Genomic DNA, 25,695 nt, shown 5'->3' with positions numbered 1-25,695 from the left:
GTGCGTCTTGTGGGGCTCATGTCGTTCCTGATGTGCCCGTCGATCCGCCCACCGGTCGAGTGCCCACAAGTGTGAGGGGGAGGAGCCACCGGTGGTTCCTCCTTCAGGCCGGGAGTGGGAAGAAAGGTAGGGGGCCACGCAAATTTACGCAACGAGTGTTACGTACAATACGTGACACAATCACGAGGTGCCGAACAGAGGGTCTCGACAAGTGAGTGGCGATGCCGGAACCGAGCGCGTCGTGCGGCGGGGCCGCCCGACCGGCGACCATGCGGCGAGGCGGGCGGAGCTGCTGAAAGCGGCGGCATCGGTGATCGCGCAGGAGGGCTACGCCAACGCGTCGCTGCGCAAGGTGGCGCAGCGTGCGGGGTGCACGACCGGGGCGGTGACGTACTACTTCGCGAACAAGGAGGAGCTGGTCGCCGCGCTCGCCGAGAGCCGCTTCGACACCTACGACGCGATGCTCGACGCCGTCCGGGACCGTGTCGACGTCAAGGCGCTCTTCGAGCAGTGGCTGGCGCGGACCGCCGACGACCCCGACTTCTGGCCCGTGATGTCCCAACTGCTCGCCCACGCACGGTACGAGCCGGCCTTCGCCGCCTTCATCGAACGGCGTTACGCACGCTTCCGCAGCGTGTACACCTCGCTTCTCGAGAGCGGGCAGGAGCAGGGCACGGTTCGCGACGACATCCCCGCCGATCTGCTCGCGGACCAGCTCGCGGCGATGGGTGACGGCTGGATGATGATGTTCCCGATCGAACCCGAGCGGTTCACGCCGCAGCGGGTGCGGGCCCTCGTCGACGCCGCCGTCGCCCTGGTCGCTCCCATGCCTGGCACGCGCCCGGGCGGCCGACGGGCCTGACCGCCCTCGCCGGACGTGTTCCCGGTGGCCCGGAACAGATCGACGCGTCTCCCGTCATGACGAAGCCAGGGCTTGAGTCACGGCGCGGGTCGGGTTCGCGCCGGTCTCGATCGCACCGTCGATCCCCACCAGTCCGATCCCCGCGAAGTCGGCACCGGCGAAGTGTGCACCAGGGACGAGAGCATGCATCCGAGGACGTCGCGCTCGTAGTCCGAGAGTGCCGCGAATCGATGCGGTCTTTCAGCGGCTTCTCGCGAGGAGCCCCGGGCGTTCACGCCCGGGAGGAATCGCATCCACGGGGTGCGAGGCGGCGCGTCGCCGTGATGTGCCGCAGGCCATGACGGCCGCGGAGCGGCCGAGAGGCGTTCCGGCGGAGCTGGGCTACGGAGGTGTGCGCGGGGAGGGGCGGGGCGGCTTTCGCTCGTTCGGGTGAGGTGGGGCGAACGTGTGGTGGGTTTTCGTCCGGGTGTATAGGTTCGTTGATCGTGAAGCTGGTGGTGCGGGTGAAGCTGCTGCCGACGCCCGTTCAGGCGGAGGCACTTGAGGCGACCCTGCATGCGTGCAATCAGGCGGCGACCTGGGCGGCCGGGGTTGCTTTCGAGGAGAACGCGCGTCGTCCGCTGGAGCTGCGCAAGCACACCTATGTCGAGATCCGCTTCCGGTGGGGGTTGGGCGCGCAGGCCGCCCAGCACGCGATCAAGAAGACCTGTGACGCCTACACCACCCTGAAGGCGAACCTGCGGGCGGGACGTTACGGGCGGCCCGGGACCCGGCGGCACACGCGCGCCTCGGGCAAGCCGGTGGTCTTCCGCCCGGATGCGGCGCAGCCTTACGACGACCGGATGCTGTCCTGGCAGCACCAGGCACGCACGATATCGATCTGGACCACCGCCGGACGACTGAAGAACGTGGCATTCACCGGGCAGGCCGAGCACCTCGAGGTCCTGGCCGCGCACCGCAAGGGTGAGTCCGACCTGGTGTGCCAGGGCGGGAAGTGGTTTCTGATCGCCACCTGCGAGATCGCCGAAGCGACCCCGAACACTCACCCGGCGGGCTTCCTCGGGGTGGACCTGGGCGTCGTGAACATCACCGCCACCAGCGACGGCGTCCGTCATGCCGGTCGCGGGATCAAGCGGATGCGGGAGAACGACCGCAAGCTGCGGTCCAAGCTGCAGAAGAAGAACACCAAGTCCGCCAGGCGGCGGGCGAAGAAGTACGCGGGCAAGGAAGCCCGGCGCGCCAGGGACGTCAACCACAAGATTTCGAAGCGGATCGTGGCGGAGGCTGAACGCACCGGTCGCGGGATCGCCCTGGAACAACTCACGGGCATTCGCGAGCGGGCACGGCTGAGAAAGCCCCAACGCACCACGCTCCACTCCTGGCCCTTCGCCCAGCTCGGCTCGTTCACCGCCTACAAGGCGAAGAAGGCTGGGGTGCCGGTCGTGTACGTCGATCCGGCGTACACCAGCCAGGAATGCTCGAAATGTCATCACACTGAACGCGGCAACCGGCCCTGCCAGGCCCGTTTCGCGTGCCGGGTCTGCGGATTCGTTGATCACGCAGACCACAACGCGTCCCACAACATCGCCCACCGCGGGTGGTACGTGTGGGTCTGCGGGGCCCAGTCAACGGCCCCCGAACTCACCCTCATCGCGTGAGTCCTGGACGCAGCCGAACCCATCACAGCCAGTGATGACTCGAGCAGCAAACCCGGTCGTTGACGACCGGGTAGTTGACTGACTCCTGCTCGATCGCACTGACATCGCCGGCGGTCATATCGAAGGGGTACGGGAAGCATTCCCGCGCGTCACCGAGCGCCCGCTCGCTGAGGGGCCCGCGGTGATGCGGCATCGTGGGCCTGTGATGACGCCGCATCGGCCACAAATCGACCGATCCGCCCGACGACGCGCACCACCGTCCAGCCGATGACTCGCCTGGCCGGCACGGTGGTGCCGGAAGCCGGAGCTCGGCACGGATCAGGACGCCTTCGCAGCCCTCTTGGCAGACCGCTTCGCGCGCTCGCTTCCGCCGGCACCCGTAGTGCTGCGCCTTGGTTTGGCGGGCGCGCTCTTTCGTGCTGTGGCCTCCCGTGTGTTCGCGGTCGTCCGCGATGACGCTGTCCGGGCCGATGCGGTCGGCCACTTGAACTCGATCTCCAGCTCGATCTCCCCGTCACCGACCTCGACCTCGATCTCGCTGCGGAGGTCGTCGGGGAGTCGCAGGCTCAGCGTTCCGGCGCCGAGTTCCAGTTCGGCATCCCCGCCCTTCCTCAGCGCGTCCGCGAACGCGGTGAGCTGGTCAGCCGCCTCGAGGCGTGACAGCGTGCGCTTCTGCTCGAATTTGAGATCTCTCATGGGTGTCTCCGATCCCGGCACGGCCCGGAGGCCGGGCCGCATTGCGAGGTGATTCCTGCCCCATTGCTCCGACGGACTGGGAGCGGTGCACAGCGCCCGGATCACGAACGCGGTGATCGCGATCAGGGCGATCGCGACGAACGGCGCGTAGGGGATCCGCAGGAAGTTCGCGAGCACGGCCAGGACGGTGAGCCCGACGCCGACGCCCCTGGCACTGAGAGAGCACCATCAGGCCGCCGGGGATCATCAGGACGGCGGCGAAGACCAGCCGGCCGCTCCCGATACCGGTGCCTGTCGATCGTGCCGCGGCATCCGAGCGGCTTCCACTCACATGACCGGCCACCGCGCTCCCTGGTGTCTTGGGCCCCGGGCAGCCGCGCGTTCACGCTCGGCTGATCGGGCTACTTCCAATCTCGGCCCACCGCGATCGCTTCGCACCTCGGGGTGTCTGGCCGGCAGTGCTTGACGGGCAGTTCGTATTCCATCTGTGCGGGTAGGAGAGGCGTCGTCGCTCCTGCGGCCACACATGAAAGCCCTCGGCGAACTGGGCGGTGCCACCCTGGCTGGTGCGCATGCACGCTCCGGTGACCGCACCGCGATCGCGGCGTGCCTGGGCAGCGGTCAGCGGCGGACGGCGACGTGGCGCCCGCGTACGGCGGTGCCCCATGGGCTTCGGCGCACACGTCAGGGGGTCCGCGGGGTGGTGAGGCCGGCCACCATCTGCGCGAACGCGTCGGCTGCCCGTTCGTCGAGTTCCTCCAAGGGGATGCCGGTGTCGCGGGCGTACGCCTCGCGGAAGATGACGTAGCCCATCTGCGCCGCGGCTGTCATCACGTGGGCGGCCACCACGTCCGCACCCTTAGGGAGCGACCCCTCGCCCTCGTCCCGCTCCAGGCTCTGGCGGGTCTGCGCGAAGCGGGGGAAGGGGCTGAAGTCGTCGTCGCCGTCGAGGGCCAACAGCGCCTCCAGCCGGACCAGTTCGGGCTCGTCCAGGCGGTGGTGGAACATGGCCTGCCGCCGCTCGTCGAACGGCAGCTCCCAGTGGCCGTCCCGGTCGGCCGTCTGGCGCTCCACCAAGTCGCCGGCCGCCGCTCGGAGCAGGGCCTGACGGGTGCCGAAGTACTGGTAGATCTGACCGTGGTTGACCCCGGCCTCGGCGGCGATCTCGCGGAGGTTGACTCCGGCGAGCACCCCGTCCCGCTTCAGCAGCCGGCGCGCGGCGGCCAGCAGATCCGCCTCGGTCTCCTCCCGGGTGCGCCTGCGCCGCCGCACCTTGCCGGTCTCGCTCATGTGCTCCGCTCCCCGTCCGTCCTGGGATGAATCCGCTCGCCGCAGACCCTTGCCGCGCCGAAGGTGACCACTCTATGGTCCCACTAACAACGTTTCGTTAATAACGAATCGTGAACTAGATGCGAGGGGCCACCCATGTCGACACTTCCCCTGGCGGGCATCCGTGTGCTCGACCTGTCCACCGTCCTGGCCGCGCCCGTCACGGCCACCTTTCTCGGGGACTTCGGCGCGGAGGTGGTCAAGGTCGAGGAGCCCGGCCGTGGCGACTTCACGCGGGGCACGACTGCGGGCGCCCGCTCCCCGTACTGGGCCCAGGAGGCCCGCAACAAGAAGTCGGTGACGCTCGACCTGCGCACGGAGGCAGGTCAGCGGATCGTGCGCGAGCTGGTGCTGCATTTCGACGTCGTGGTCACCAACTACCGCCCGCCCACCCTGAAGGCGTGGGGCCTGGACCCGGACACGTTGCAGGAGATCGCCCCGCGTGCGGTGCTCGTGTATGTGACCGGGTACGGGCTGACCGGTCCGTACCGTGACCGCGGCTCCTTCGACCGGATCGCGAGCGCCTTCGCCGGCCTTACCTACGTCACCGGTGACGAGGACCGCCCGCCGGTGCGCAGCGGGTACTCGACGATCGACTACATGGCCGCCTACCTGGGGGCCTTCTCCGTGGTCACCGCGCTGTACCACCGTGACACCGCGGGCGGGGGCGGCCAGGTGATCGATCTGGCGCTGTACGAGGCCGGGTTCCGGGCCTCCGAGGACGCCCTCGCCGCATACGCCACCACCGGCAAGGTCCGTGAGCGCCTGGGCAACCGCAACCCGCAGATCGTCCCCGCCAGCGACTTCACCACGGGCGACGGCCGCCGCGTGTCGATCCATGCCGGCACCGACGCGCTCTTCGGCAGGCTGGCAACCGTCATGGGACGACCCGACCTGGCGCAGTCACCTCAGTACGCGACCCGTGCGGCGCGGGCGCGGCACGCCGACGCCCTGTACGCGACGATCGCCGACTGGGCCGCCGAGTATGCCGCGGACGACCTGACGAAGCTGCTCAGCGAGGCCGGTGTGCCCGCCTCGCCGTTGATGAGCATCGCGGACATCGCCGAGGACCCGCACTACCGGGAGCGGGGCACGCTCGTCGAGGTCGAGGACCCCGACTTCGGGCGGCTGCCCATGGTCGCGCCGCTGCCGCGACTGTCGAAGACGCCGGGCAGCATCCGCTCGACCGGCCCCCGGCTCGGCGAGCACAACTCCGAGGTCTACGGGGACGTACTAGGCCTGGGTCCGGACGAGCTCGCCGCCCTTTGCGCCGACGGCGTGATCTGAACCGCCCAGGGCTCCGACGGCGTGATCTGAACCGCTCTCGGCTCCACCAGAACGACCTGAACCGCCCTCACTCCGCTCACCCTTTCCCCTAGGGAGGTAGTACGCCCGTGGCTGTCACCTCGCACGCCGCCGCACTCGGGCAACGGCTCGACCGGCTCCCGCTCAGTCCGTTCCACCGGCGCCTGGTCGTCGCACTGGCCGGAATGATCCTCTTCGAGTGGGTGGAGACCTACGCCTTCGCGTTCGTCGCCCCCGCCCTGCGCGACCAGTGGGGACTGTCCCTGTCGGCCGTCGCCGCCGTGGCCGGTGTGGGGCAGCTCGGCGCGTTCGCCGGCGGGGTGCTCGCCGGGTATCTCGCAGACCACCTCGGCCGCCGCCGCACCATGCTCGCCTGCGTCGCCCTCTACTGCACGGCCACCGTCGGGTGCGTCCTCGTGCAGAGCCCGTGGCAGCTGCTCGTGGCCCGTACCGCGGCTCACTTCGGCGCCCAGGGCATGGCCGTCGTCGCCATCGTCGTCCTCACCGAGTTCGTTCCGGCCGCCTCCCGCGGACGGCTGCAGACCTACAAGGTGGCGGTCGGCTCGCTCGGCATTCCCATCGCCGCCTGGGCCGGCTACTTCCTGGTGCCCCAGTGGACCTGGGGGTGGCGCCTGGTCTTCGCCCTCGGCCTCTTCGGGGCCGTCTTCGCCTGGCTGATCCGCCGCTGGGTCCCCGAGAGCCCGCGCTGGCTCGCCTCCCGCGGCGAGCTGGCGAAGGCGGACGACATCGTCCGGTCGATCGAACGGCAGTGTGGCGTCCAGACACCGCCCGGCAGCGACACGGGCCCCGCCCCGTCGACCACCCAGGCGCCGCCCGACCACCCCAGGATCGCCGAGCTGTGGCACGGTGCGAACCGCCGCAACTTCCTGGTCGTCACCACGATGTGGGTGACCGGACTCCTCGCCTACTCCGCGTACAACACCTGGACGCCCACGCTCCTTTCAGAGACCGGACTCGACCTCGACGACACCCTGCTGCTGTCCGCCGTCCTGGCAACGGCGGCGCCGCTGGGCGCACTTGCCGCCGTTCCGCTCATCGACCGCTGGGACCGGCGCCGCACCCAACTGGCCCTCGGCTCGCTGACCGCCGCCACGCTGCTGCTCTTCGGATTCGTCCGCGATCCCGCGGCCGTCCTCGTCCTGGGCTGCCTGGTCAGCCTGCTCTTCCAGATGGCCGTGCCCTTCCTCCAGGTGTACTCGGCCGAGATCTTCCCCACCCGCGTCCGCGCGCTCGGATCCGGCACCGCCAACGCTCTGTCCCGCATCTTCAACTTCGCCGCCCCGCTGCTCGTCGCGGCCCTCTACGAAGGCGCCGGATACACCGCCGTCTTCGTCCTGCTCGCCGCCCTGAGCGCCGTCGGAGGCTTGGTCGCCGCCCGCTTCGGCCCCCGCACCACCGGCGTCAGCCTGGACCCCGCCCCACCTGCCGAAAACCCCCGCACTTCCGAGGAGCCCGTCCTGCCATGACCGATCTGTCCTACGCCTCCGCGACCGAACTCACCGCCCTCATACGGCGCCGCGCGCTGTCGCCCGAGGAACTCATGGGCCACACGCTCGGCCGGATCCAGACCGCCGACGCCGCACTCAACTCCGTCGTCGCCCTGGACCCCGAGCGGGCCCTCACCGAGGCCGCCGCCCTCACCGCGCGGCTCGCCCGCGGCGAGGACCCCGGCCCGCTCGCCGGCCTCCCCGTCCTCGTCAAGGATCTCGAGGACGCGGCCGGATTCCCGACCAGCAGGGGCACCAGCGCCTACCGGCACAGCCCGCCGGCCACCCGTGACAGCATCCACGTCGCCCGGCTGCGCGCCGCCGGCGCCCTCGTCATCGGCAAGACGAACCTGCCGCCGATCGGCGCGGGCGTGCACACCGCCAACGATGCCTTCGGCGTCACCCGCAACCCGTGGAATCAGGAGCTGTCGCCGGGCGGTTCCAGCGGGGGCGCCGCAGCGGCGGTCGCCGCCGGGCTCGTCGCCCTCGGCACGGGCGGGGACGGCGGCGGCTCCACCCGCATTCCCGCGGCGCTGTGCGGCATCGTCGGCCTGAAGCCGAGCCGCGGCCGCATTCCGCAGGGCCCCTCCCGCATGCCGTGCTGGCCGCAGCACGCCTGCCTCAGCGGTATGGCCCGCACCGTCCGCGACACCGCACTGCACCTCGACGTGGCGGCGGGGCACCACCCCGCCGACCCGAACTCGCTCCCCGCACCGGCCGCCTCGTACCTGGACGGCCTCGACACACCCATGCCCCCGCTGCGCGTGGGAGTCCTGCGCACCCTGGGCATATCCGCCCCGCGGCCCGAGATGCTGCACGCCCTGGAGCGCACAGCCGGCCTCCTGCGCGAACAGGGCCACGACGTCCGGGACGACGAGGCGGCGCTGCCCGGCGCCACGGACTTCCCGGCCCCCTTCCTGCTGCGGCAGAAAGTCCTGGCCTACAACCGACTCCTCGGCGTACTCGACGACTTCACGGCTCGCCGCGGCGACTTCGAACCCTGGTTCGCCGACATACTCGACGGCGGCCGCACCGTCACGCTCGACGACTTCGCCGCCTACTGGACACACCGCGCCCTGCTGGACCAGTGGACGGCGGAACTCTTCGGCCGGTACGACCTGCTGCTGATGCCGACCGTCCCCACCACGGCGTGGCCCGCGACCGGCCCGGACCTGGCGGCGGCGGTGCGGGAGCGGACCCTGCCCATCTCCTACACCTCCGTCTTCAACGACACCGGTCACCCGGCCATCAGCGTCCCCGCCGGCCTGAGCCCCGACGGACTGCCCTGCGCCGTCCAACTCGTCGCCCCGCACCACCGAGAGGACCTCGCACTCGGCGCCGCCCAGACGCTCGAAACCGCCCTGGGCACCCTGCACCCGCCGGCTTTCGCCACCGCCGGCTGAGCAACCACGTAAGGGTCGCGGACGCAGGTGCCCGGCCGACCGGACCCTCGGCCTGATACCGGTCAGCGTTTGATGCCCACACCCGCCAACAGGCTGATCTGGGCGTCCTCGGGCTCCGTCCCGTCGGAGGGACCGGCGGGACGCCAGCGGTGGCAGCAGACGATGCCGGGTTCGATCAGGTCGAGCCCGTCGAAGAATCGGCGGACCTGGTCGTGCGAACGGAACTGCACCGGAGACCCGGACTTGGTGTAGACCTCCGCGACCTTGTTCCAGGTTTCGGGGTCGAAGTCGGGCGTGCAGTGGTTCATGGCGAGGGCGCTGCCGGCCGGGAGCGGGTCGAGCAGCCGGCGGATGATGGCGTACGGGTCGTGCGGGTCGGTGATGAAGTGCATGAGCGCGTTGAGGGAGAGGGCGATGGGCTGGTCGAAGTCCAGGACCTCCGAGGCTTCCACGGCGCTCATGAGCGTATCGGGGTCGGTGGCGTCGGCCTCGATGTAGGCCGTGCGTCCCTGCGTCGTGCTGCGCATCAGGCGCTCGGCGTACTTGAGGACGAGGGGGTCGTTGTCGGCGTACACGACGCGCGCATCGACCGCGACGGACTGGGCGACCTGGTGCAGATTGGGCTCGGTCGGGATGCCCGTGCCGATGTCCAGCCACTGGCGGATGCCGTGCTCCTGCGCCAGCACACGAGTGGCCCGGTGCATGAACGCCCGGTTCTCGCGAGCGGTCACGTAGATGCCCGGGTGGGCCTGGGCGGCGACCAGGGCCGCGTCCTTGTCGATCTCGAAGTGGTCCTTGCCGCCGAGGAAGTAGTCGTACATCCGGGCCGAGTGCGCCTTGCTCGTGTCGAGATCCCGGCCGGCCTGCCTGGTGGTCATGCTCTCCCCTTCAGGTGTGTGTCTGTCGGCCCGCAGGCCCAGGACGAGACCGGTGTCGTCGTCCCTTCCGCTGCCCGCCGCCGGTTCACCCGGCGGCCAAGTGATCGGCCAGGCCCTGTTTGACCCCGCGGACGAACGCTGCGATCTCGTCCGGCGTGTAGATCAGGGCCGGCCCGGCCGGGTCGGTGGACTGCCGAATGGCCACGCGGCCGTCGGCGAGCTGCTTCGTCTCGACGCACTGGCCGCCGTTCGGCCCGCTCCAGGGACGTTCCCAGCCCTGCTCCCCGAGATCGCGCGCCGGCATCCCGTTGTACACGCCCTCGTCAGTGATCGTCACGAGTACTCCTTGCGCATGCGGTTCAAGAGCGCCCTGCTGTCCTCCGACGACGTCAGCAGCGCCATACGGGAATGCGCCTCGAGATGGGCGACGACGTCCGCGCGCTGGTCCAGGTAGACGGAGGCGGACAGGAGCTCGCTGTAGACGATGTCGGGCAGCTCGGGCTCCTCGAACCGGAAATACGTGAACGGGGCACACGCCCCGACGTGCGCACCGGCGGTGAAGGGCACGATGTCGAGGCTGATATGAGCGAGCTCGGACACCTCCAGAAGCCGCTCGATCTGCTCCCGCATCACGTCAGGGCTGCCCACCGTCCGGTGCAGGACGGCTTCCTCCATGACCACCCACAACGTGGGGGCGTCCTCCCGCTCCAGCAGGCTCTGGCGGAGCAGCCGCAGCTCCACGCGGCGCGAGAGCTCCTCCTCGCTGCCGTTCGGCAACCCACCGCGCAGCACGCCGCGCGCGTAGTCGGGAGTCTGCAGAAGGCCGGTGACGTACTGGGGTTCATAGGTGCGCAAGGTCTTTGCGCCGGTCTCCAGGCTGACGTAGGCGGTGAACCAATTGGGGACGACGTCGCGGTAGGAGTGCCACCAGCCGGGCTCGTTGGCCTGCTCGGCCAGGTCGACGAACTCGTCTATCTCCTGGCGGTCCGCGCCGTAGGTCTCCAGGAGCTTCTCCACATAGAGAGGCTTCAGCGCGACCTCGGCCTTTTCCAGCCGGCGGATCGTCAGGGTCTTCACGCGCAGAGCTTTCGCCGCGTCCTCCAGCGAGGCACCGGCGCCGAGCCGCATGTCCTGCAGCCGGCGGCCGAGGATCATGCGCAGGACTGTCGGCGCGCTGGTGCCGGAACGGGCTTCACTCACGCCCAACCTCCTGAGGGATCATCAACAACGCCATTCTGACAGTGACTTGAAGACGACGCCAGAGTGATATTCGACTGCTGAAATTATCAGGGAGTCGGTTGCAGGGTGAACGTGATCGCGCGCATAGTTGGCGTGTGAGCGGTCAAGTCACAGCTCTGACGCAGCATCCGGCCCGGACGGGGGACGTGATGCTGATGCCGTCGTCGGCACCCCACCGCAGGGCGCCTGCCTCGATACACGCCTCTCACCGCTCGAGCTGCAGCCCGCATCCCCACACCGCGCCTGCCCCCCGGAAGGCACTGGAAGGCGACATCCGTGACTCTGCCCACCCCCTCAGCCCCGGCTTTGACCCCCGCCTTAGCCACGACCGCGCCTCGTCGGGAGTACTGGTTCGGCCTCCCCGCCCTGCGCACCAGCGCGAGATCCGCCCGCCACACCGTGCGCGACCGGCTCCGCGCCTGGAAGGTGCCGGGCGACGCCTTGTGCGACGCGGTGCTGCTGGTCTCCGAGCTGACCACGAACGCTGTACTCCACACCGACAGCGGTCAAGTCCTGTGCGGCCTCACGCTGACCGGCGACGAGCGGTGCCTGCGCATCGAACTCCACGACGACGGCCGCACCCCGGTCCGCCCGCCCGAGCACCAGGCCGGCCCCGGCGACGAGGGCGGGCGAGGTCTCTTCCTCGTCCAGCAACTCGCGGACCGCTGGGGCTCCGCACGCTCGACGCGGGCCGAAGGCAAGGTCGTCTGGGCAGAGTTGACGGCTCACCCCTGACGCCATGGGCGCCGGCCCGCGCCGAACGTGGCGCCCGCCCCGGCAGCGACACCCCGGATGCGGCGCGGCCAGGCCCGGCCTGCCGCGCGCCGGACCAGTTCCCCCGTCCAACGACAGAGACCGCGGTCGGCACGGCACGGCCCCGCTACGTCCCCTTCACGCGGCGAGGAACCCCTGCTCCTCGATCCATCTACAGAAGGCGCCCATGACCCCCCACAGCGAAGCCCCTCCTCCCGTCGTGCTGTACGTATGTGCCGACCGGGCCCGGGGCGCGCCCGGGTCGGCCACGCAGTGCGCGCAGACAGAAGGCCACGCGTTCGCCCAGGAGCGCGGACTGGAGATCGCCGAGGTCGTCACCGACACGTACGGTGAGCCCGACCCGGCCCAGCGCAGCGGGTGGCGGCGCGTGAGACAGCTGGCACAGACCGGCGACGTCACCGCGGTCCTCGTCCGCTGGCCCTGCGCCATCGCCCCGGAGTCGGCGCACGAACTCCGGCACCGCGAGACCGCATGGCTCCACGACCACGGCGTGCGCGTCCAGTACACCTGGGCGCCGTTGTCCTCTAGGAGCGACGAGGCCCGATGATCCCGCTCGGAGATACCCAGAGCTTTGATCGGGTCATTTGAGCGCAGACTCCTTCCCTTAGGGAGGGTTAGCTCATCCTCGGACTGTAGCCGCGTAGCGGCGGAGTTCGCTGCGTTGTCAGTGGCCCGCGCTAGCCTGATCGCCTTGGTTGGAGGGGGGTGTTCTTGTGCTGACTGGTCGTAGGTATCGGCTTGAGGTGACGGTGGGTCAGGCTGCGCAGTGTCAGGAGTTTGCTGATATTTGCCGGTCGGTGTGGAACATCGGCTTGGAGCAGCGGCGGGCGTATCGGCGTCGGGGCGCGTGGATGAACTACGTCCCGCAGGCCGGTGAGTTGGCTGATGCCAAGCGTGAGCACGGGTGGTTGAATGCCGCGCCGTCGCATGTGTTGCAGCAGACTCTTAGGGATCTCGACAAGGCGTGCCGGGATCACGGCACGTTCAAGGTGCGGTGGCGGTCCAAGGCCCGTTGGTCTCCCTCGTTCCGGTTCCCTGCCGGGAGTCTGATCACCGTGGAGCGCCTGGGCCGTAAGTGGGGGCGTGTGAAGCTTCCGAAGCTGGGGTGGGTGCGCTTTCGCTGGTCGCGCCCCCTGGGCGGACAGATCCGTTCCGCGACGGTCAGCCGCAGGTCCGGGCACTGGTTTGTTTCCTTCCTCGTGGACGACCAGGCCGTCACTCCCCAGCGGCACGCCATGGCGGACACGTCGGTCGGGATCGACCGGGGCGTGAAGATTGCCGCTGTCACCTCGGACGGCGACTTCCACGACCGGGCGTTCATCACGTCTGGCGAGGGCACCCGGTATCGGAGGCTGCAACAGCGCCTGGCCCGGTCCGAGCGCGGCAGTACAAACCGGGCCAAGGTGCTCGCCGCTATGAACATGGTCATGGGCCGCGTGTCCAACCGGCGCGCAGACTTCTGCGCGCAGACCGCGTCCCGGATCGTTGCGAAGAACGCTCTGGTCGTTCTCGAAGACCTCAAGACCCGGAACCTGACCGCCTCCGCCTGCGGCACCCGAGCGGAACCGGGCCGGAAGGTTGGGCAGAAGCGGGGCCTGAACCGGGCCATCCTCGATAAGGGTTGGCATCGTCTCGAACTCTCCCTCATCAGCGCGGCCCGGTACACGGGCACGGTCGTGGTGAAGGTGAATCCCGCGTATACGTCGCTGCGGTGTTCCGCCTGCGGCTTGGTCACCGAAGGAAACCGCGAGAGCCAAGCGGTGTTTCGGTGCAAAGCCTCAGGCTGCGGACACGCGGAGCATGCCGACGTCAACGCGGCGAAGAACATCCGACACGCGGGCGGACAGCTCGTGTCAGCCTGTGGAGACCTCGGCACCGGCGGTCTGTGAAACAGGAACCCGTAAGCCGGGCGACCGGCCGAACCCCCTCATAGGGGAATCCCCGTCCTTCAGGGCGAGGAGGACGTCAATCACCCGGCCAGTGACGGCAGCCGCCGTCCACTGGCGCTTTTGATGACCCCGGTGCAGGGGCAAGGGAGTGACGCCCCGCAGCACGCCCCGCAGCCGATCACGGTCGTGCATCGCATCCGTGTTCGCGGGCCGGCTGGTGGCCGCCCGCGTCAGCTCCGTGCGGGGCTCGTCGAGCTCCTGCGTGAAAGACGCCGAGGCGGCTTTGAGGAGCTTGTCGGGGGTCGTTTTTCAGCCTGATGCCGACCGCCCGTTCCGGCGTGTCCAGGACCTCCGACTCCGCCGCGGTCCGCCATGTGATTGCCCCCTACAGGTAGCCAACGGCTGCCGGAGTGCGCGAGTCCGTACCCCGCGATACCGTCGAAATGCGTGTGTTCCGCCCGCACCGCTGCGGCGTTGCCCGGCTGGGCAGCCTTCGACATCGGCACAGGAACGGAATCCCATGAGACAGCACCGCTTCCATGCGGCGGCTGCCGGGGCCGCTCTGGCCTGTCTGGCGGCGTTCGGCTCGACACCGAGCAGTGCCGCCACACCATTCGCTCGCACTGCCGGGCCCAGCCCGGTGGGTACGGCACGGTTCGTGCCCGGTCCCTGTCCGAAGACACCCGAGCCGATGGATGCCCTGAGCACGGCGCGGTGCGGGCACCTGGTGGTGCCCGAGAACCGCGGCCGGACCGGCGGCCGGACCATCGAGCTGGCCGTGGCCGTCATCAAGGCCGCCGCGGCGAAGCCCTCCGCGGACCCGGTGGTGTTCATGGCGGGCGGCCCCGGCGGCGACGCCATCGACGACATTCCCATCCTGGTCGACTCCGGTCTGAACAAGAACCGCGATCTGATCGTCATGGCTCAGCGCGGAAACCTCTACGACCAGCCGAACCTCGCCTGCCCGGAGATCGACCGGTTCAACGCGAAGGCCGTCGGGCTGGGCTACGACTCGGCAGCGGCGCAGCGGCGCATGCTGGACGCGGTGAAGAAATGCCGTGACCGCCTGAAGGGCGACGGCGTCGACCTGAGCGCCTACAACACCACTGAGAACGCCGCAGACTTCGCTGACCTGCGTACGGCACTGGGCATCGCCCGGTGGAACGTCTACGGGTACTCCTACGGCTCCGACCTCGCCCTCACCTACCTGCGCCTGCACCCCAAGGGGATCCGCGCGGTGGCGATCGACTCCGTCACACCTCCGCAGAACGCGATCCTGCAGTGGGGCTGGAGCAGCGCCCGTGAGGGGATCGACGACATCCTGGAGGCGTGCGCGGCCGAGCCCGGTTGCAAGAGCCGCTACCCGGACCTCGCCACCACCCTGACCGAGCAGGTACGCAGGCTGGAGGCGAAACCGCTGACGCTGAACGCCAGGCCGCCGAGCGGCGGACACCCGGTGAAGGTGGTCCTCGACGGGGGCGCGGTGCTGAACCTGCTGGTCGCCAATGCCGTCAAGGCCAAGGACGTCCCGGCGGCGATCGACGCACTCGGCCATGGACGTCCCGACCGCTTCGCGCAGGCCCGCGCGGCCGACTCGGTCCAGGCCGTCGGCGTGACCGCGCACGGGCTGACGGAATCGGTGGCGTGCAGCGAATGGGCCCCGGGCTCTTCGGAATCCGACGTGCTGAAGGCGGGGCGCCGGGCCTTCCCCGGCTGGCCCGACACAGTCCTGGTCCAGGTGCCGCAACTGCCCTTCCAGTACGAGACGTGCCGGCTCTGGGATGTTCCGGACCGTGCCGCCATTCAGCGGGTGGCCACCACCAGTGCGGTGCCGACGCTCCTCGTCTCCGGGACGTTCGACGCGAAGACCGGGGCGAGTTGGGCGAAGGGAGCGGCCCGTACGCTGTCCCGCTCGACCTCCGTGGTCGTCCCCGGAATCACCCACTGGGTGGTCCCGCAGTCGCCCTGCGCGCAAAGGGTGCTGGCCTCGTTCCTTGCGCGTCCGACCGCGCCCGACACCCGTTGCGTGGCCGGGCTCACGCCTCCACCGTTCACGATCACCCCGAAGTGACCGGGAGGACAGATGGCTTCCCATCAGGCGCCCAGCCGTCGGCGCACCGTACGACGGATCCCCGCCACAGCGGCCGGTGCGGCGGCGGGACTCCTCGTCACCGGCCTGCTGGCCGCGCCTGCCCATGCGCGGGAGGACACCGGAACGCCGATCGGAACGACCGCCGGCAAGGCGGGCGACGCCCGCTACGAGCCGGGCCCGTGCCCGAAGACACCCGAGCCGATCCCCGAGCTCAAGGGGGCCCGCTGCGGAACGCTCTCCGTGCCCGGGAACCGCGCCAAGCCGGACGGTCGAAGCATCAAGCTCGGCGTCGCGATCGTGCCGGCCCTGGCCGCCGAGCCCAAACCCGACCCGATCGTGTGGTTGGCCGGCGGACCCGGCGACGACGCGGTCGGAGAGGCGAAGATGGCGGTCGACGGCGGCCTGAACCGCGACCGGGACGTGATCTTCATGTCCCAGCGGGGAACGTACTCGGCCACCCCGAGGCTCACCTGCCCCGACATCGACAAGTTCAACGCCCGCGCGGTCGGCCTCGTCTACGACGCCCCGTCCACCGAGCGCCTGCACGTCGAGGCCACGAAGGCCTGCCACGACCGACTGGCGGCCCGCGGGACCGACCTCAGCGCCTACAACGACACCGAGAGCGCTGCCGACTACGCGGACCTGCGAGCCGCACTCCGCATCAAGCAGTGGAACCTGTACGGCATCTCGTACGGCACCGACTTGGCGCTCATCTACATGCGCCTGCACCCGGAAGGACTCCGGTCGGTCGGCATCGACGGCATCCTGCCGCCCTCCAAGGCAGGATCGGCCGCGACCTGGAGCAGCGCCCGGCAGGGCTTCGACGGCCTGTTCAAGGCCTGCGCCGACCAGCCCGCGTGCAACCGCCGCTATCCGAACCTGTCGGCCACCTTCGACCGCCTCGTGCGTGAGCTGGAGGCCAAGCCGGTCACGACCACCGTCACGGTCCCCGGTCGCGCGAAGCCGGTGAAGGTCGTCCTGGACGGCGGAGCTCTGGTGAACTGGATGACCTCCGCCACCCACGTGGCACCCCAGGTCCCCCTCGCCCTCGACGAGCTGGCCCACGGCAAGCCGCAGCGGATCGCCCAGCAGTGGGCCGGCGGCAAGCTCAGCCCCCAGGCCGTCGGAAGGGTTGCCCACGGACTCTCCTACGGCGTCTTCTGCAGCGAGTGGACGCCGTACGAGAGCCAGGAGGAGGCGCTCCGGGGCGGGCAGGAAGCGTTCCCGTCGTTCCCCCGCTCGGTACAGGCCCAGGCCCCACAGCTCACGTTCCTGCGCCCGGACTGCGACATCTGGAACATCCCCGCGGCGCCGCGCTCGATCCGGGACGTCACGCGCAGCGACATTCCCACGCTCGCCATCTCGGGCGGGTTCGACTCCCAGACCGGTGCGGACAACGGGCCGTACGTCGCCCGCACGCTGAGCAAGGCCAAGGTCGTCACCGTCCCCTACGAACCCCACGTGGTGTTCGCCACGTCGAAGTGCGCGCAGAAGATCACCGTCTCGTTCTTCGACACCCCGACCGCCCCGAACACCGCGTGCCTCAAAGGCCTCAAGCCACCCCGGTTCGAGATCGGCCACTGAAGGCCGAGGTGAGGTGCTCCGCCGTCATGGTGGGGGCAAGGAGCCTGAGGCGTCGAGGAGTTCGTGCCGCAGGTGGGAGGCGGTGATCACTCCGGGCGGGTGGGTGCCGTGCCGGTCTTCTCGGCCACCGCGACCACAGGACTGCGGACCTGGGCCATGAGGGCGGCGACCTCCAGCGCGGTGTCGTCCGGGGTGGCTACCGGCGGCGGTGTGATGGCACGGGGGAGACAGTCGGCGAGCGGAGAACACCGTGAGGCAGGGGGCGGATGTCGACAGGACCGTGCGGGCGGCGAGACCCGGCAGGAGGACCGCGATGCGCGGTGCGACTCCGGATTTCGCGACGAGAACCATGGCCGGCGCCCCCGATCATCGAAGAGACTTGTCTCCCGTCGCCGACCAGACTTCCCGGCACACCGGTGGGAACCGTACAAGTCCTCAACGCGGCCCTGACTGTCTCCTGGCCTGCGGTGAATGCGGCTCGTGCTTGCTGGGGTCCGGCTGCCTGTCGGAGGGCGGTGACCGGGGGAGCGGCCGAGGCGCTGGAAGACGCGGCCGCCTCCTGGCGCGCCACGGTGCCGTCCTTCCCGGCGCCACTCGACGGAGCGGCTCAGCCGGGTGGCGCCGGGGCGCCGGTCACGTCCGGCACCGGCATCAAAGAGTCATAAAGACTGCCGGTGTACGGCAATGCGCCGGGCGTCGCAGACGCCTCAGGATGGGTGTGGCAGGAACGGGGGCCGACCCTGGTGCCGGGCTTCGCGAGCGAGGCCCGGCACCAGGGCGGAGCCGAGGGGTGTACCGAACGGGGGTCGGGGGATGGGGGAGTTCGTCGCTGCGGCGGTCGGTTTTCCGGGACTGCTCTTCACCGCCGCGCTCATTGTCTCCTGCGGGTTCTGGGTGTCGGTCGCGCTGGGCAGGGTCGGGGCCGATGCGTTCGATGCCGATGTCGAGCTGGACGCGTGGGGGCTCGGGGGAGTGCCCGTTGCCGGCGCCGTCTCCTTGGTGATCGCCGTCGCGTGGGTCGCCACGGTGACCGGTTCGACGCTGGCCGAGCGGGTCGCTCCGGACGGAATGACGCATGCCGCACTCGAAGCGGTGCTGCTGATCGGCTCGCCCGTGCTCGGCCGGTGGGTGGCCCGCCGCCTCATGGGCTCGCCGGCCGAGCCGCCGACGGACCCGGCTCGCTCCGACGTGGTGTCGGGGCCACGCCCGGCGGTCGTGAGGGACCCCTCCCTGGCGGCAGGGCCCTGAGGGAACAGGGCCGCTGAGAGGGCGGGCGCGGCCCGCCCCGCTGTCCCGCGGGTCCCACCCGGGCGGTGCCGCACCGCTGCCCCGGCATGTCTCTCTCCTTCTTCATCCAGGGGCGTCAACTGTCCCTGAATCCAAAGGACTTCATCATGGATGCCACCTCCGTGGGCATCGGCGTGTCCGTCGTCGTTGTCCTGATCGTCGTCGCCGCGCTGCTGCTCGTGTTCACCCGGCTGTTCCGCAAGGTGGAGCAGGGCAAGGCTCTGATCGTCTCGAAGATCCGCAAGGTGGACGTGACGTTCACCGGGCAGGTCGTGCTGCCGGTGCTGCACAAGGCCGAGGTGATGGACATCTCGGTGAAGGCCATCGAGATCACCCGGACCGGCCGGGACGGGCTGATCTGCCAGGACAACATCCGTGCCGACATCCGTATCTCGTTCTTCGTGAAGGTCAACAAGACCGTCGAGGACGTCATCAAGGTCGCCCAGGCCGTGGGAACCCAGCGGGCGAGCGACCAGAAGACGCTGCAGGAGCTGTTCCACGCGAAGTTCTCCGAGGCGCTCAAGACGGTCGGCAAGCAACTGGACTTCACCGATCTGTACACCAAGCGCGAGGAGCTGCGGTTCCGCATCATCGAGGTCATCGGTGTGGACCTGAACGGCTACCACCTCGAGGACGCGGCCATCGACTACCTGGAGCAGACGCCGCTGTCCCAGCTCGACCCGAACAACGTCCTCGACGCGCAGGGCATCCGGAAGATCACCGAGCTGACGACCATCGAGCACGTCCGCACGAACGAGTTCCAGCGGACGGAGGAGAAGGAGATCACGCGGCAGAACGTCGACGCCCGCGAGACCATCCTGGAGCTGGAGCGCCGCCAGGCCGACGCCGAGATCAAGCAGAAGCGGGAGATCGACACCGTTCGGGCGCGTGAGGAGGCCGAGACGGCGCGGGTGGTGGAGGAGGAGCGGCTGCGCTCGCAGGGCGCGTTCCTCGCCACGGAGGAGAAACTCGGTGTGCAGCGCGAGAACCAGGCCCGTGAGGTCGCCGTGGCGCAGAAGAACCGCGAGCGGGTCATCGCCGTCGAGAACGAGCGCATAGAGAAGGACCGCCTGCTGGAGGTCATCGCACGGGAGCGGGAGACACAGCTGACGAAGATCGCCGCCGACAAGGAGGTCGAGGCGGAGAAGCGGGAGATCGCCGAGGTGGTGCGTGAGCGGGTCGCCGTGGACCGCACGGTGGCCGAGCAGGAGGAGTCGATCAAGAAACTGCGCGCGGTCGAGGAGGCCGAGCGCGGGCGGCAGGCCGTCATCATCGCGGCGGAGGCCGAGGCGCAGGAGAAGCTCGTCAAGGACATCAAGGCCGCGGAGGCGGCCGAGCAGGCCGCCACCCACCGGGCGGCCGAACAACTCACTCTCGCTGAGGCCGAGTTGAAGTCGGCCGATCTGCAGGCGCAGGCCAAGCTCAAGCTCGCCGCCGGCATTCAGGCGGAGAGCGCGGCCGCCGGGCTCGCCGAGGTGCAGGTACGCGACAAGGAGGCCGAGGTCACCGAGAAGGCCGGCCGTGCCGAGGCGGAGGCCACCGAGGCCAGGATGCGCGCCGAGGCGGAGGGGGCCCGCGCGAAGGCGCTGGCCGAGGCGACCGCCATCGCGGAGAAGCTGAAGGCGGAGGCCGAGGGCATCAATCAGAAAGCCGTCGCGATGGCCGCCCTGGACGAGGCGTCGCGCGGGCACGAGGAGTACCGGCTGCGCCTGCAGGCCGAGAAGGAGATCCGGCTCGCGGGCCTGGACGTGCAGCGGCAGGTCGCCGAGGCCCAGGCGACGGTGCTTGCGACCGGCCTGGAGAACGCGGACATCAACATCGTCGGCGGCGAGTCCGTCTTCTTCGACCGGCTGGTGTCCTCGATCGCGCTCGGCAAGGGCGTAGACGCCTTCGTCCAGCACTCCGAGACCGCGCAGGCGCTGGCCAAGCCGTGGCTGGACGGCACCGAGAGCTTCACCGAGGACATCGCGAAGATTCTCGGCTCGGTCTCTTCGCCCGCGCAGAACCTCACCGTCTCCGCGCTGCTGATGAGGCTCATGAAGGGCGGTGGAGAGCAGGCCGGGCAGGTGCGTGAACTGCTCGACAAGGCAGGTCAGCTGGGCATCGCGGACCTGCCGCTCGCCGAGCTGAACGGATCGCGCAGGAACTGATCAGCCCAGCGAATCGCGCCCGGGCCGCGGTATCGAGGTCCGCGGGTCCGGGCGTGCCCAAGCGCCTGCACACGTAGCAGCAGAGCCGGAAAGGGAGACCGGGCATGGCCACCGGAACGGAACCGCGGACCGGCCTGGACGCGGGCACGTACGAAGTCCTGCGCGATCGACTCGCACTTCAGGCACAGGAGTTGACCGACCGCGCCACGGCGCTCAACGACCGCCGCGTCGCCGCGTTCGGCTCCACCGACCTGACGCTCGCCGCGAGCGAGGCCGTGCGCACCGACGAGCCGCGGCTCGCGCGCGACGTCGTCGCCGTGGGGGACGTTCTGCTGCTCGGTCTGCGCACCTCGCCGGGCGTCCGCACACCCGACATCGGCGACGTCTTCACCCTCCACGACCGCGACCTGGCCCGGCTGCCCGACGATGCCGTCCCCGGCCTCCTCGACGACCCCGCGTTCGTGGCGGAGTTGGCCGCGCTCTTCCGCTACTACCGCCAGGCAAGACTCCTTCAACTCCGCGATGTCGAGGGCAAGCTGCTCGCCGTCTTCCAGACAGGCGAGAAGGCCGACGACATCCGCGTGCTGCGCTGGGAGCACGACGGCCGCGGTGGCGTGCGGTTCCTCGACGCGCGCGGCGAGCGTGATGACGTGCTGCCGCCCGCACACGGCGTCACCTGGCGGGACGCGGCCCGCGAGGACCACGTTCCGGGGCGTCACCCGCACGTCTCCATCGGCGGAGAGGTGTACGTGTCCACCGTCGGCGGCGCCCTGACCGTCAAGGCCGAGGACGACACCGAGACCGGTGACTGCATCCACTCCGAACCGGTCGACGAGCCGCTGCAGTCCCTCGCGGACGCCGACATCGCGCACGCACGCGTCGGCCCCCTGATCCTGCTGCGCATCCGCCCGTACAAGGAGGACACCTGGCGCCACCTGGTCTTCAGCACCCTCACCAAGACCGTCGCACGCCTCGACGGCATCGGCCAGGGCTGCCGTGTCCTCCCCGACGACCAGGGCATCCTCTTCCCCGGCGGTTACTGCCTGGCCACCGGCACGCACAAGACGTTCGACGCGCTCGACACCACGGGCCTGGCTTACGACAGGACGGTGCGCTCACCGAACGGCGAGGACGTCCTGTACGTCTTCCGCGCCCGGGCCGCGGGCCGCACCCTGCTGCTCCCGTACAACGTGATCCGCAAGGAAGTCGCTGCCCCGCTCACCTGCCGCGGCCACGCCGTCTTCGACGACGGCACCCTCGTGCTGCTCCGGTCCGACGAGACCGATGAGCCGGCACGCGTGCACCCGCTCCAGACGTGGCACACTCCGTTCACCGCCGACACCTACCCCGCCGAAGCGCCGGGTGGCGACGAGACGCTGACCCGCATCGGCAACGCCGATCTCGTACGGGGCATCTCCGACTGCCTGTCCGTCGCCCGCGCCGTCGCCGGGACCGCGCACGCCCCCACCGCGAACGCCTACGAGACGCTCGCCGCGTCCTGCGAGCGCGCCGCCGACACCTACCACTGGCTCACTGACCCCGAACTCGGCGCCATGAACGGACCGTTGGAGGCCATGCGGGCTACGGCGCGACAGGTCCTTGCCGAGTACGAGACGGTCCGGACGCTGACCCGGCAGGCCGCCGACGCGCTCGCCGACGCGGCCTCGCACATCGCGGGCCTGGTACGCAGGATCCGGGGGGAGGTGCCGCGAAGTGCCCACGAATGGGTCGGCCGCATCACCGAACTGCGCGGAGCGCAGGGCCGGTTGCTCACCCTCAAGGAACTCAGGTATGCGGACGTCGACCGCATCGACACCCTCGCCGACGACCTCGCGGGGGACATCGCCGCGGCCGCCACCCGCGCCGTCACCTTCCTCGCGCGCCCGGACGCCTTCGCCGACCACCACGCCGACATCGAGGAGCTCACCGCCGAGGCCGCTCGGCTTCACACGGCCGCCGAGGCGGCCCCGCTCGCCGCCCGCGTCGCCGACCTCGCCGAGCAGCTGCAGACGGTGACCGACATCGTCACAGGCCTCGACGTCGGCGAAACGACCGTGCGCACCGGCATCCTGGAGCGCATCGCCGAAGTCCTCGCCGGCGTCAACCGGGCCCGCGCCACACTCGACGCACGCCGCCGCGAGCTGACCGTGAACGAGGGGCGCGCCGAGTTCGCCGCCGAGTTCTCGCTGCTCGGCCAGGCCGTCAGCGGCGCGCTCGCCGTCGCCGACACCCCGCAGTCCTGCGACGACCACATCGCCCGCCTGCTCCTCCAACTGGAGTCACTGGAGGGCCGGTTCGCCGACTCCGACGACTTCCTCGCCGGCCTCGAAGCCAAGCGCACCGAGATCCACGAGGCGTTCGCCGCCCGCAAACAGACCCTCGCCGACGCCCGCGCCCGGCACACCGAACGCCTCGCGGTCTCCGCGCACCGCGTCATGGAGACCGTCACCCGCCGGCTGGCCGCCCTCGCCTCACCCGACGACATCACCACATACCTGGCGTCCGACCCGAGGGTCGCCAAGGTCCGCCGCACCATCGACGAACTGCGCACCCTCGACGACCAGGTGCGCGCCGAAGAACTCGACGGCCGCCTGGCCGTCGCCCGCCGGCACGCCCTGCGCACCCTGCGCGACCGCACCGACCTCTACACCGACGGCGGCACCGCCGTCCGCCTCGGCCGCCACCGCTTCCCGGTCAACGCCCAGCCGCAGGAACTGACCCTCGTCCCCCACGGGGACGGCATGGCCATAGCCCTGGGCGGCACCGACTACCGCGCGCCCGTCACCGACCCCGACTTCACCGAACTGCGGCCCTACTGGACCCAGCTGCTCCCCTCGGAGAACGAGACGGTCTACCGCGCCGAGCACCTCGCCGCCCGCCTGCTCGCCGAGCACGGCGCGGATGCGCTCCTCGCCGCCGACGACCTGCGCGCCCTGGTGCGGACCGCGGCCGAGAAGTCCTACGACGAAGGCTATGAACGCGGCGTGCACGACCACGACGCGACCGTGATCCTCACCGCCCTGCTGCGGCTGCGCTCCGGTGCCGGACTGCTGCGCCACACACCCGCCGCCCGCGCCGCCGCCCAGCAGTTCTGGGCGTTCGGGGCGGACGAGGGCGAGCGCGAGCAGTGGACCCGCCGCGCCGTCTCGCTCGCCCGCGCCCGCGACACGTTCGGCCTGGCCCCGGTCATCGCCGACTGGTGTGCCGAACTGGCCGCCCGCATCGGGGACGCCCCGGCCGCCGACTACCTCTTCGAGGAGCTGACCTCCGCACCCGACGGCTTCGTCACCTCGGCCGCCACCCGTACGTTCCTCGACAAGTTCCGTCGTGCGGTGGACAGTTCGGCCTACGAGGCCGACCTCGCCGGTGTCACCGACCCCGCCGCCCGCCGCTCCCTGGCCGAGGCCTGGCTGTCCTCGTACGCCGCCTCGACCGGAGAGGGCGACACCGACCTCCCCGAAGCCGTCGCCGTCGAGGTCTGCCCCGGCCTCGCCCGCTACGACAACGACGCTCCGCTCACCGTCACCGTCGACGGGCTCCTCGGCACCCACCCGCGTCTCGACGGCCGCCGCATCACCCTCCGCCTCGATGAACTCCTCACCCGCACACGCCAGTTCCGTGAACGGGCCGTCCCGGGCTTCCGCACCTACCAGTCCCGCCGCGCCGCCCTCGTCGCCGCGGAGCGCGCCGCTCTGCGTCTGGACGAGCACCGCCCGCACGTCCTGCCGGCCTTCGTCCGCAGCCGCCTCATCGACGAGGTGTACCTGCCGCTGATCGGCGACAACCTCACCCGCCAACTCGGGACGGACGGCGGTCTGTTGCTGCTCGTATCGCCGCCCGGCTACGGCAAGTCGACCCTCGTCGAGTACGTCGCCGAACGCCTCGGCATGCTCCTGGTGAAGGTCAACGGCCCCGCCCTCGGCCACCAGGTCACCTCCCTCGACCCCGCCCAGGCCCCCGACGCGACGGCACGCCAGGAGGTCGAGAAGATCAACTTCGCCCTGGAGGCCGGGAACAACGTCCTGCTCCACCTCGACGACATCCAGCACACCTCGCCCGGACTCCTCCAGAAGTTCATCGCGCTCTGCGACGCCCAACGCCGCATGGACGGTGTCCGGAACGGCGTGTCACGTACGTACGACCTGCGCGGCAAGCGGTTCGCCGTCTGCATGTCCGGCAACCCCTACACCGAGTCCGGTGCCCTCTTCCGCATCCCCGACATGCTCGCCAACCGCGCCGACGTGTGGAACCTCGGCGATGTCCTGACCGGCAGGCAGGACGCCTTCGCCGTCAGCTTCGTCGAGAACGCGCTCACCGCGAACGACCACCTGGCGCCGCTCGCCGGCCGCGACCGCGCCGAGCTCGACGCCCTCCTCCGCCTCGCCGCCGACGGACCGTCCTCGGGCGCTCGACCCGGCGGGCGCGGGCCCGCCGCCCGTACCGACGGGCTCAGCCACCCGTTCGCCCCGGCCGAGACCGAGCGGATCGTCGCGGTGCTGCGCCACCTGCTCACCGCCCGCACGACCCTCCTGACGGTCAACGCCGCCTACATCGCCTCGGCGGCGCAGTCCGAGGACGCCCGCACCGAACCGCGCTTCCAACTCCAGGGCTCCTACCGCGACATGAACAAGATCGCGGCCCGGATCGAGCCGGCGATGAACGACGCCGAACTCTCCGCCGTCCTCGACGACCACTACGCGGCCCAGGCCCAGACGCTCACCACGGGCGCCGAGGCCAACCTCCTCAAGCTCGCCGAACTGCGCGGCACCCTCGCGCCCCAGCAGGCCGAACGCTGGACGGAACTGAAGGCCGCCCACGTCCGCGCCCGCACCCTCGGGGGCGCCGACGGAGACCCTGCCGTCCGCGCGGTCGCCGCGCTGGGACTGGTGGCCGACCGCATCGCTGCCGTCGAGTCCGCGATCACTCGCGTCACCGCTCCCGGTGAGTAGGTTGCCTGCTGTCGTTCGCAGTTCAGCGCCGAACAGGCCATTTAGCCGCAGGAGTTGGCGAGGTGCGTGATGCCCGGGGACGCGTCGTGGGG

The 25,695-nt window shown here is 70.4% G+C and carries 18 protein-coding genes and 1 pseudogene; 13 read left to right on the top strand and 6 right to left on the bottom strand.

All coding sequences use genetic code 11. From position 1 onward, the window contains the following. Window positions 1–211: 211 nt before the first annotated feature. Window positions 212–862: a TetR/AcrR family transcriptional regulator gene (locus OHO83_RS07650; RefSeq protein WP_266677549.1), complete on the top strand. Its 651-nt coding sequence runs from the start codon at window positions 212–214 to the stop codon at window positions 860–862. Between the two features lie 485 nt (window positions 863–1,347). Beyond that, window positions 1,348–2,520 carry an RNA-guided endonuclease InsQ/TnpB family protein gene (locus OHO83_RS07645; protein ID WP_330278947.1) on the top strand — a complete coding sequence of 391 codons (1,173 nt, stop codon included), beginning with the start codon at window positions 1,348–1,350 and terminating at the stop codon, window positions 2,518–2,520. Window positions 2,521–2,838: 318 nt separating this feature from the next. Here the strand turns inward: OHO83_RS07645 and OHO83_RS07640 are convergent, their stop codons facing one another. From OHO83_RS07640 to OHO83_RS07635, 3 genes and pseudogenes are all read right to left on the bottom strand, one after another. Then, window positions 2,839–3,321 (bottom strand): amphi-Trp domain-containing protein, encoded by a 483-nt coding sequence (locus OHO83_RS07640; RefSeq protein WP_432748751.1) that lies wholly within the window; start codon window positions 3,319–3,321, stop codon window positions 2,839–2,841. After that, window positions 3,310–3,420 (bottom strand): annotated as a pseudogene (locus OHO83_RS46910) (DUF7144 family membrane protein); the annotation flags it as partial. The pseudogene OHO83_RS46910 and the gene OHO83_RS07640, both read right to left, overlap by 12 nt. A gap of 480 nt (window positions 3,421–3,900) precedes the next feature. Further along, entirely contained in the window at window positions 3,901–4,506 is a 606-nt protein-coding gene (locus tag OHO83_RS07635) for a TetR/AcrR family transcriptional regulator (protein ID WP_266677555.1), read from the bottom strand. A gap of 135 nt (window positions 4,507–4,641) precedes the next feature. On the opposite strand from OHO83_RS07635, the gene OHO83_RS07630 reads away from it, so the two are divergent. From OHO83_RS07630 to OHO83_RS07620, 3 genes are all read left to right on the top strand, one after another. Beyond that, complete coding sequence (locus OHO83_RS07630; protein WP_330278946.1) at window positions 4,642–5,832, top strand: CaiB/BaiF CoA transferase family protein; 1,191 nt, start codon at window positions 4,642–4,644, stop codon at window positions 5,830–5,832. 107 nt (window positions 5,833–5,939) lie between these two features. Next, the gene (locus OHO83_RS07625; RefSeq protein WP_330278945.1) at window positions 5,940–7,337 is read left to right on the top strand and encodes an MFS transporter; all 1,398 of its coding nucleotides are present in this window, start codon (window positions 5,940–5,942) and stop codon (window positions 7,335–7,337) included. After that, the gene (locus OHO83_RS07620) at window positions 7,334–8,761 is read left to right on the top strand and encodes an amidase (RefSeq protein WP_330278944.1); all 1,428 of its coding nucleotides are present in this window, start codon (window positions 7,334–7,336) and stop codon (window positions 8,759–8,761) included. The genes OHO83_RS07625 and OHO83_RS07620 overlap by 4 nt, the downstream gene beginning before the upstream one ends. A 62-nt stretch (window positions 8,762–8,823) precedes the next feature. Here the strand turns inward: OHO83_RS07620 and OHO83_RS07615 are convergent, their stop codons facing one another. The 3 genes from OHO83_RS07615 to OHO83_RS07605 form a co-directional block, all read right to left on the bottom strand. Beyond that, window positions 8,824–9,639 (bottom strand): SAM-dependent methyltransferase, encoded by an 816-nt coding sequence (locus OHO83_RS07615; RefSeq protein ID WP_266677563.1) that lies wholly within the window; start codon window positions 9,637–9,639, stop codon window positions 8,824–8,826. A gap of 85 nt (window positions 9,640–9,724) precedes the next feature. After that, window positions 9,725–9,943: a DUF397 domain-containing protein gene (locus OHO83_RS07610; RefSeq protein ID WP_382473262.1), complete on the bottom strand. Its 219-nt coding sequence runs from the start codon at window positions 9,941–9,943 to the stop codon at window positions 9,725–9,727. Window positions 9,944–9,972: 29 nt separating this feature from the next. Next, the gene (locus OHO83_RS07605) at window positions 9,973–10,839 is read right to left on the bottom strand and encodes a helix-turn-helix domain-containing protein (protein WP_266677567.1); all 867 of its coding nucleotides are present in this window, start codon (window positions 10,837–10,839) and stop codon (window positions 9,973–9,975) included. A 315-nt stretch (window positions 10,840–11,154) separates the two neighbouring features. On the opposite strand from OHO83_RS07605, the gene OHO83_RS07600 reads away from it, so the two are divergent. The 8 genes from OHO83_RS07600 (at window position 11,155) to OHO83_RS07565 (ending at window position 25,603) form a co-directional block, all read left to right on the top strand. Then, window positions 11,155–11,613 (top strand): ATP-binding protein, encoded by a 459-nt coding sequence (locus OHO83_RS07600; protein ID WP_266677569.1) that lies wholly within the window; start codon window positions 11,155–11,157, stop codon window positions 11,611–11,613. Window positions 11,614–11,818: 205 nt separating this feature from the next. After that, the gene (locus OHO83_RS07595) at window positions 11,819–12,199 is read left to right on the top strand and encodes a recombinase family protein (protein WP_266677571.1); all 381 of its coding nucleotides are present in this window, start codon (window positions 11,819–11,821) and stop codon (window positions 12,197–12,199) included. Window positions 12,200–12,395: 196 nt separating this feature from the next. Further along, on the top strand, window positions 12,396–13,541 hold the full coding sequence (locus OHO83_RS07590) for an RNA-guided endonuclease InsQ/TnpB family protein (RefSeq protein WP_266677573.1): 1,146 nt from the start codon (window positions 12,396–12,398) through the stop codon (window positions 13,539–13,541). Between the two features lie 520 nt (window positions 13,542–14,061). After that, a complete protein-coding gene (locus tag OHO83_RS07585) occupies window positions 14,062–15,612 on the top strand; it encodes an alpha/beta fold hydrolase (protein ID WP_405634134.1) in 1,551 nt (516 codons plus the stop codon). 12 nt (window positions 15,613–15,624) lie between these two features. After that, the gene (locus OHO83_RS07580; RefSeq protein WP_330278942.1) at window positions 15,625–17,217 is read left to right on the top strand and encodes an alpha/beta hydrolase; all 1,593 of its coding nucleotides are present in this window, start codon (window positions 15,625–15,627) and stop codon (window positions 17,215–17,217) included. 813 nt (window positions 17,218–18,030) lie between these two features. After that, window positions 18,031–18,465, top strand: a complete 435-nt coding sequence (locus tag OHO83_RS07575) for a hypothetical protein (protein ID WP_266677579.1) — start codon at window positions 18,031–18,033, stop codon at window positions 18,463–18,465. A gap of 146 nt (window positions 18,466–18,611) precedes the next feature. Then, entirely contained in the window at window positions 18,612–20,654 is a 2,043-nt protein-coding gene (locus OHO83_RS07570) for a flotillin family protein (RefSeq protein ID WP_266677582.1), read from the top strand. 104 nt (window positions 20,655–20,758) lie between these two features. Then, window positions 20,759–25,603 (top strand): DNA repair ATPase, encoded by a 4,845-nt coding sequence (locus OHO83_RS07565; protein WP_330278941.1) that lies wholly within the window; start codon window positions 20,759–20,761, stop codon window positions 25,601–25,603. Window positions 25,604–25,695: the final 92 nt, after the last annotated feature.

It is taken from the genome of Streptomyces sp. NBC_00569 (assembly GCF_036345255.1).
Classification (GTDB): Bacteria; Actinomycetota; Actinomycetes; order Streptomycetales; family Streptomycetaceae; genus Streptomyces.
Note: the sequence above shows the minus strand (reverse complement) of the source record. Positions and strands in the feature narration are given on the sequence as shown.

Excerpts from the sequence above, each read along its gene's own strand:
- OHO83_RS07635 (WP_266677555.1), bottom strand. The coding sequence starts at position 4,506 with ATGAGCGAGACCGGCAAGGTGCGGCGGCGCAGGCGCACCCGGGAGGAG.
- OHO83_RS07630 (WP_330278946.1), top strand. The coding sequence starts at position 4,642 with ATGTCGACACTTCCCCTGGCGGGCATCCGTGTGCTCGACCTGTCCACC.
- OHO83_RS07620 (WP_330278944.1), top strand. The coding sequence starts at position 7,334 with ATGACCGATCTGTCCTACGCCTCCGCGACCGAACTCACCGCCCTCATA.
- OHO83_RS07615 (WP_266677563.1), bottom strand. The coding sequence starts at position 9,639 with ATGACCACCAGGCAGGCCGGCCGGGATCTCGACACGAGCAAGGCGCAC.
- OHO83_RS07610 (WP_382473262.1), bottom strand. The coding sequence starts at position 9,943 with ATGCCGGCGCGCGATCTCGGGGAGCAGGGCTGGGAACGTCCCTGGAGC.
- OHO83_RS07595 (WP_266677571.1), top strand. The coding sequence starts at position 11,819 with ATGACCCCCCACAGCGAAGCCCCTCCTCCCGTCGTGCTGTACGTATGT.
- OHO83_RS07585 (WP_405634134.1), top strand. The coding sequence starts at position 14,062 with ATGAGACAGCACCGCTTCCATGCGGCGGCTGCCGGGGCCGCTCTGGCC.
- OHO83_RS07580 (WP_330278942.1), top strand. The coding sequence starts at position 15,625 with ATGGCTTCCCATCAGGCGCCCAGCCGTCGGCGCACCGTACGACGGATC.
- OHO83_RS07575 (WP_266677579.1), top strand. The coding sequence starts at position 18,031 with ATGGGGGAGTTCGTCGCTGCGGCGGTCGGTTTTCCGGGACTGCTCTTC.
- OHO83_RS07570 (WP_266677582.1), top strand. The coding sequence starts at position 18,612 with ATGGATGCCACCTCCGTGGGCATCGGCGTGTCCGTCGTCGTTGTCCTG.
- OHO83_RS07565 (WP_330278941.1), top strand. The coding sequence starts at position 20,759 with ATGGCCACCGGAACGGAACCGCGGACCGGCCTGGACGCGGGCACGTAC.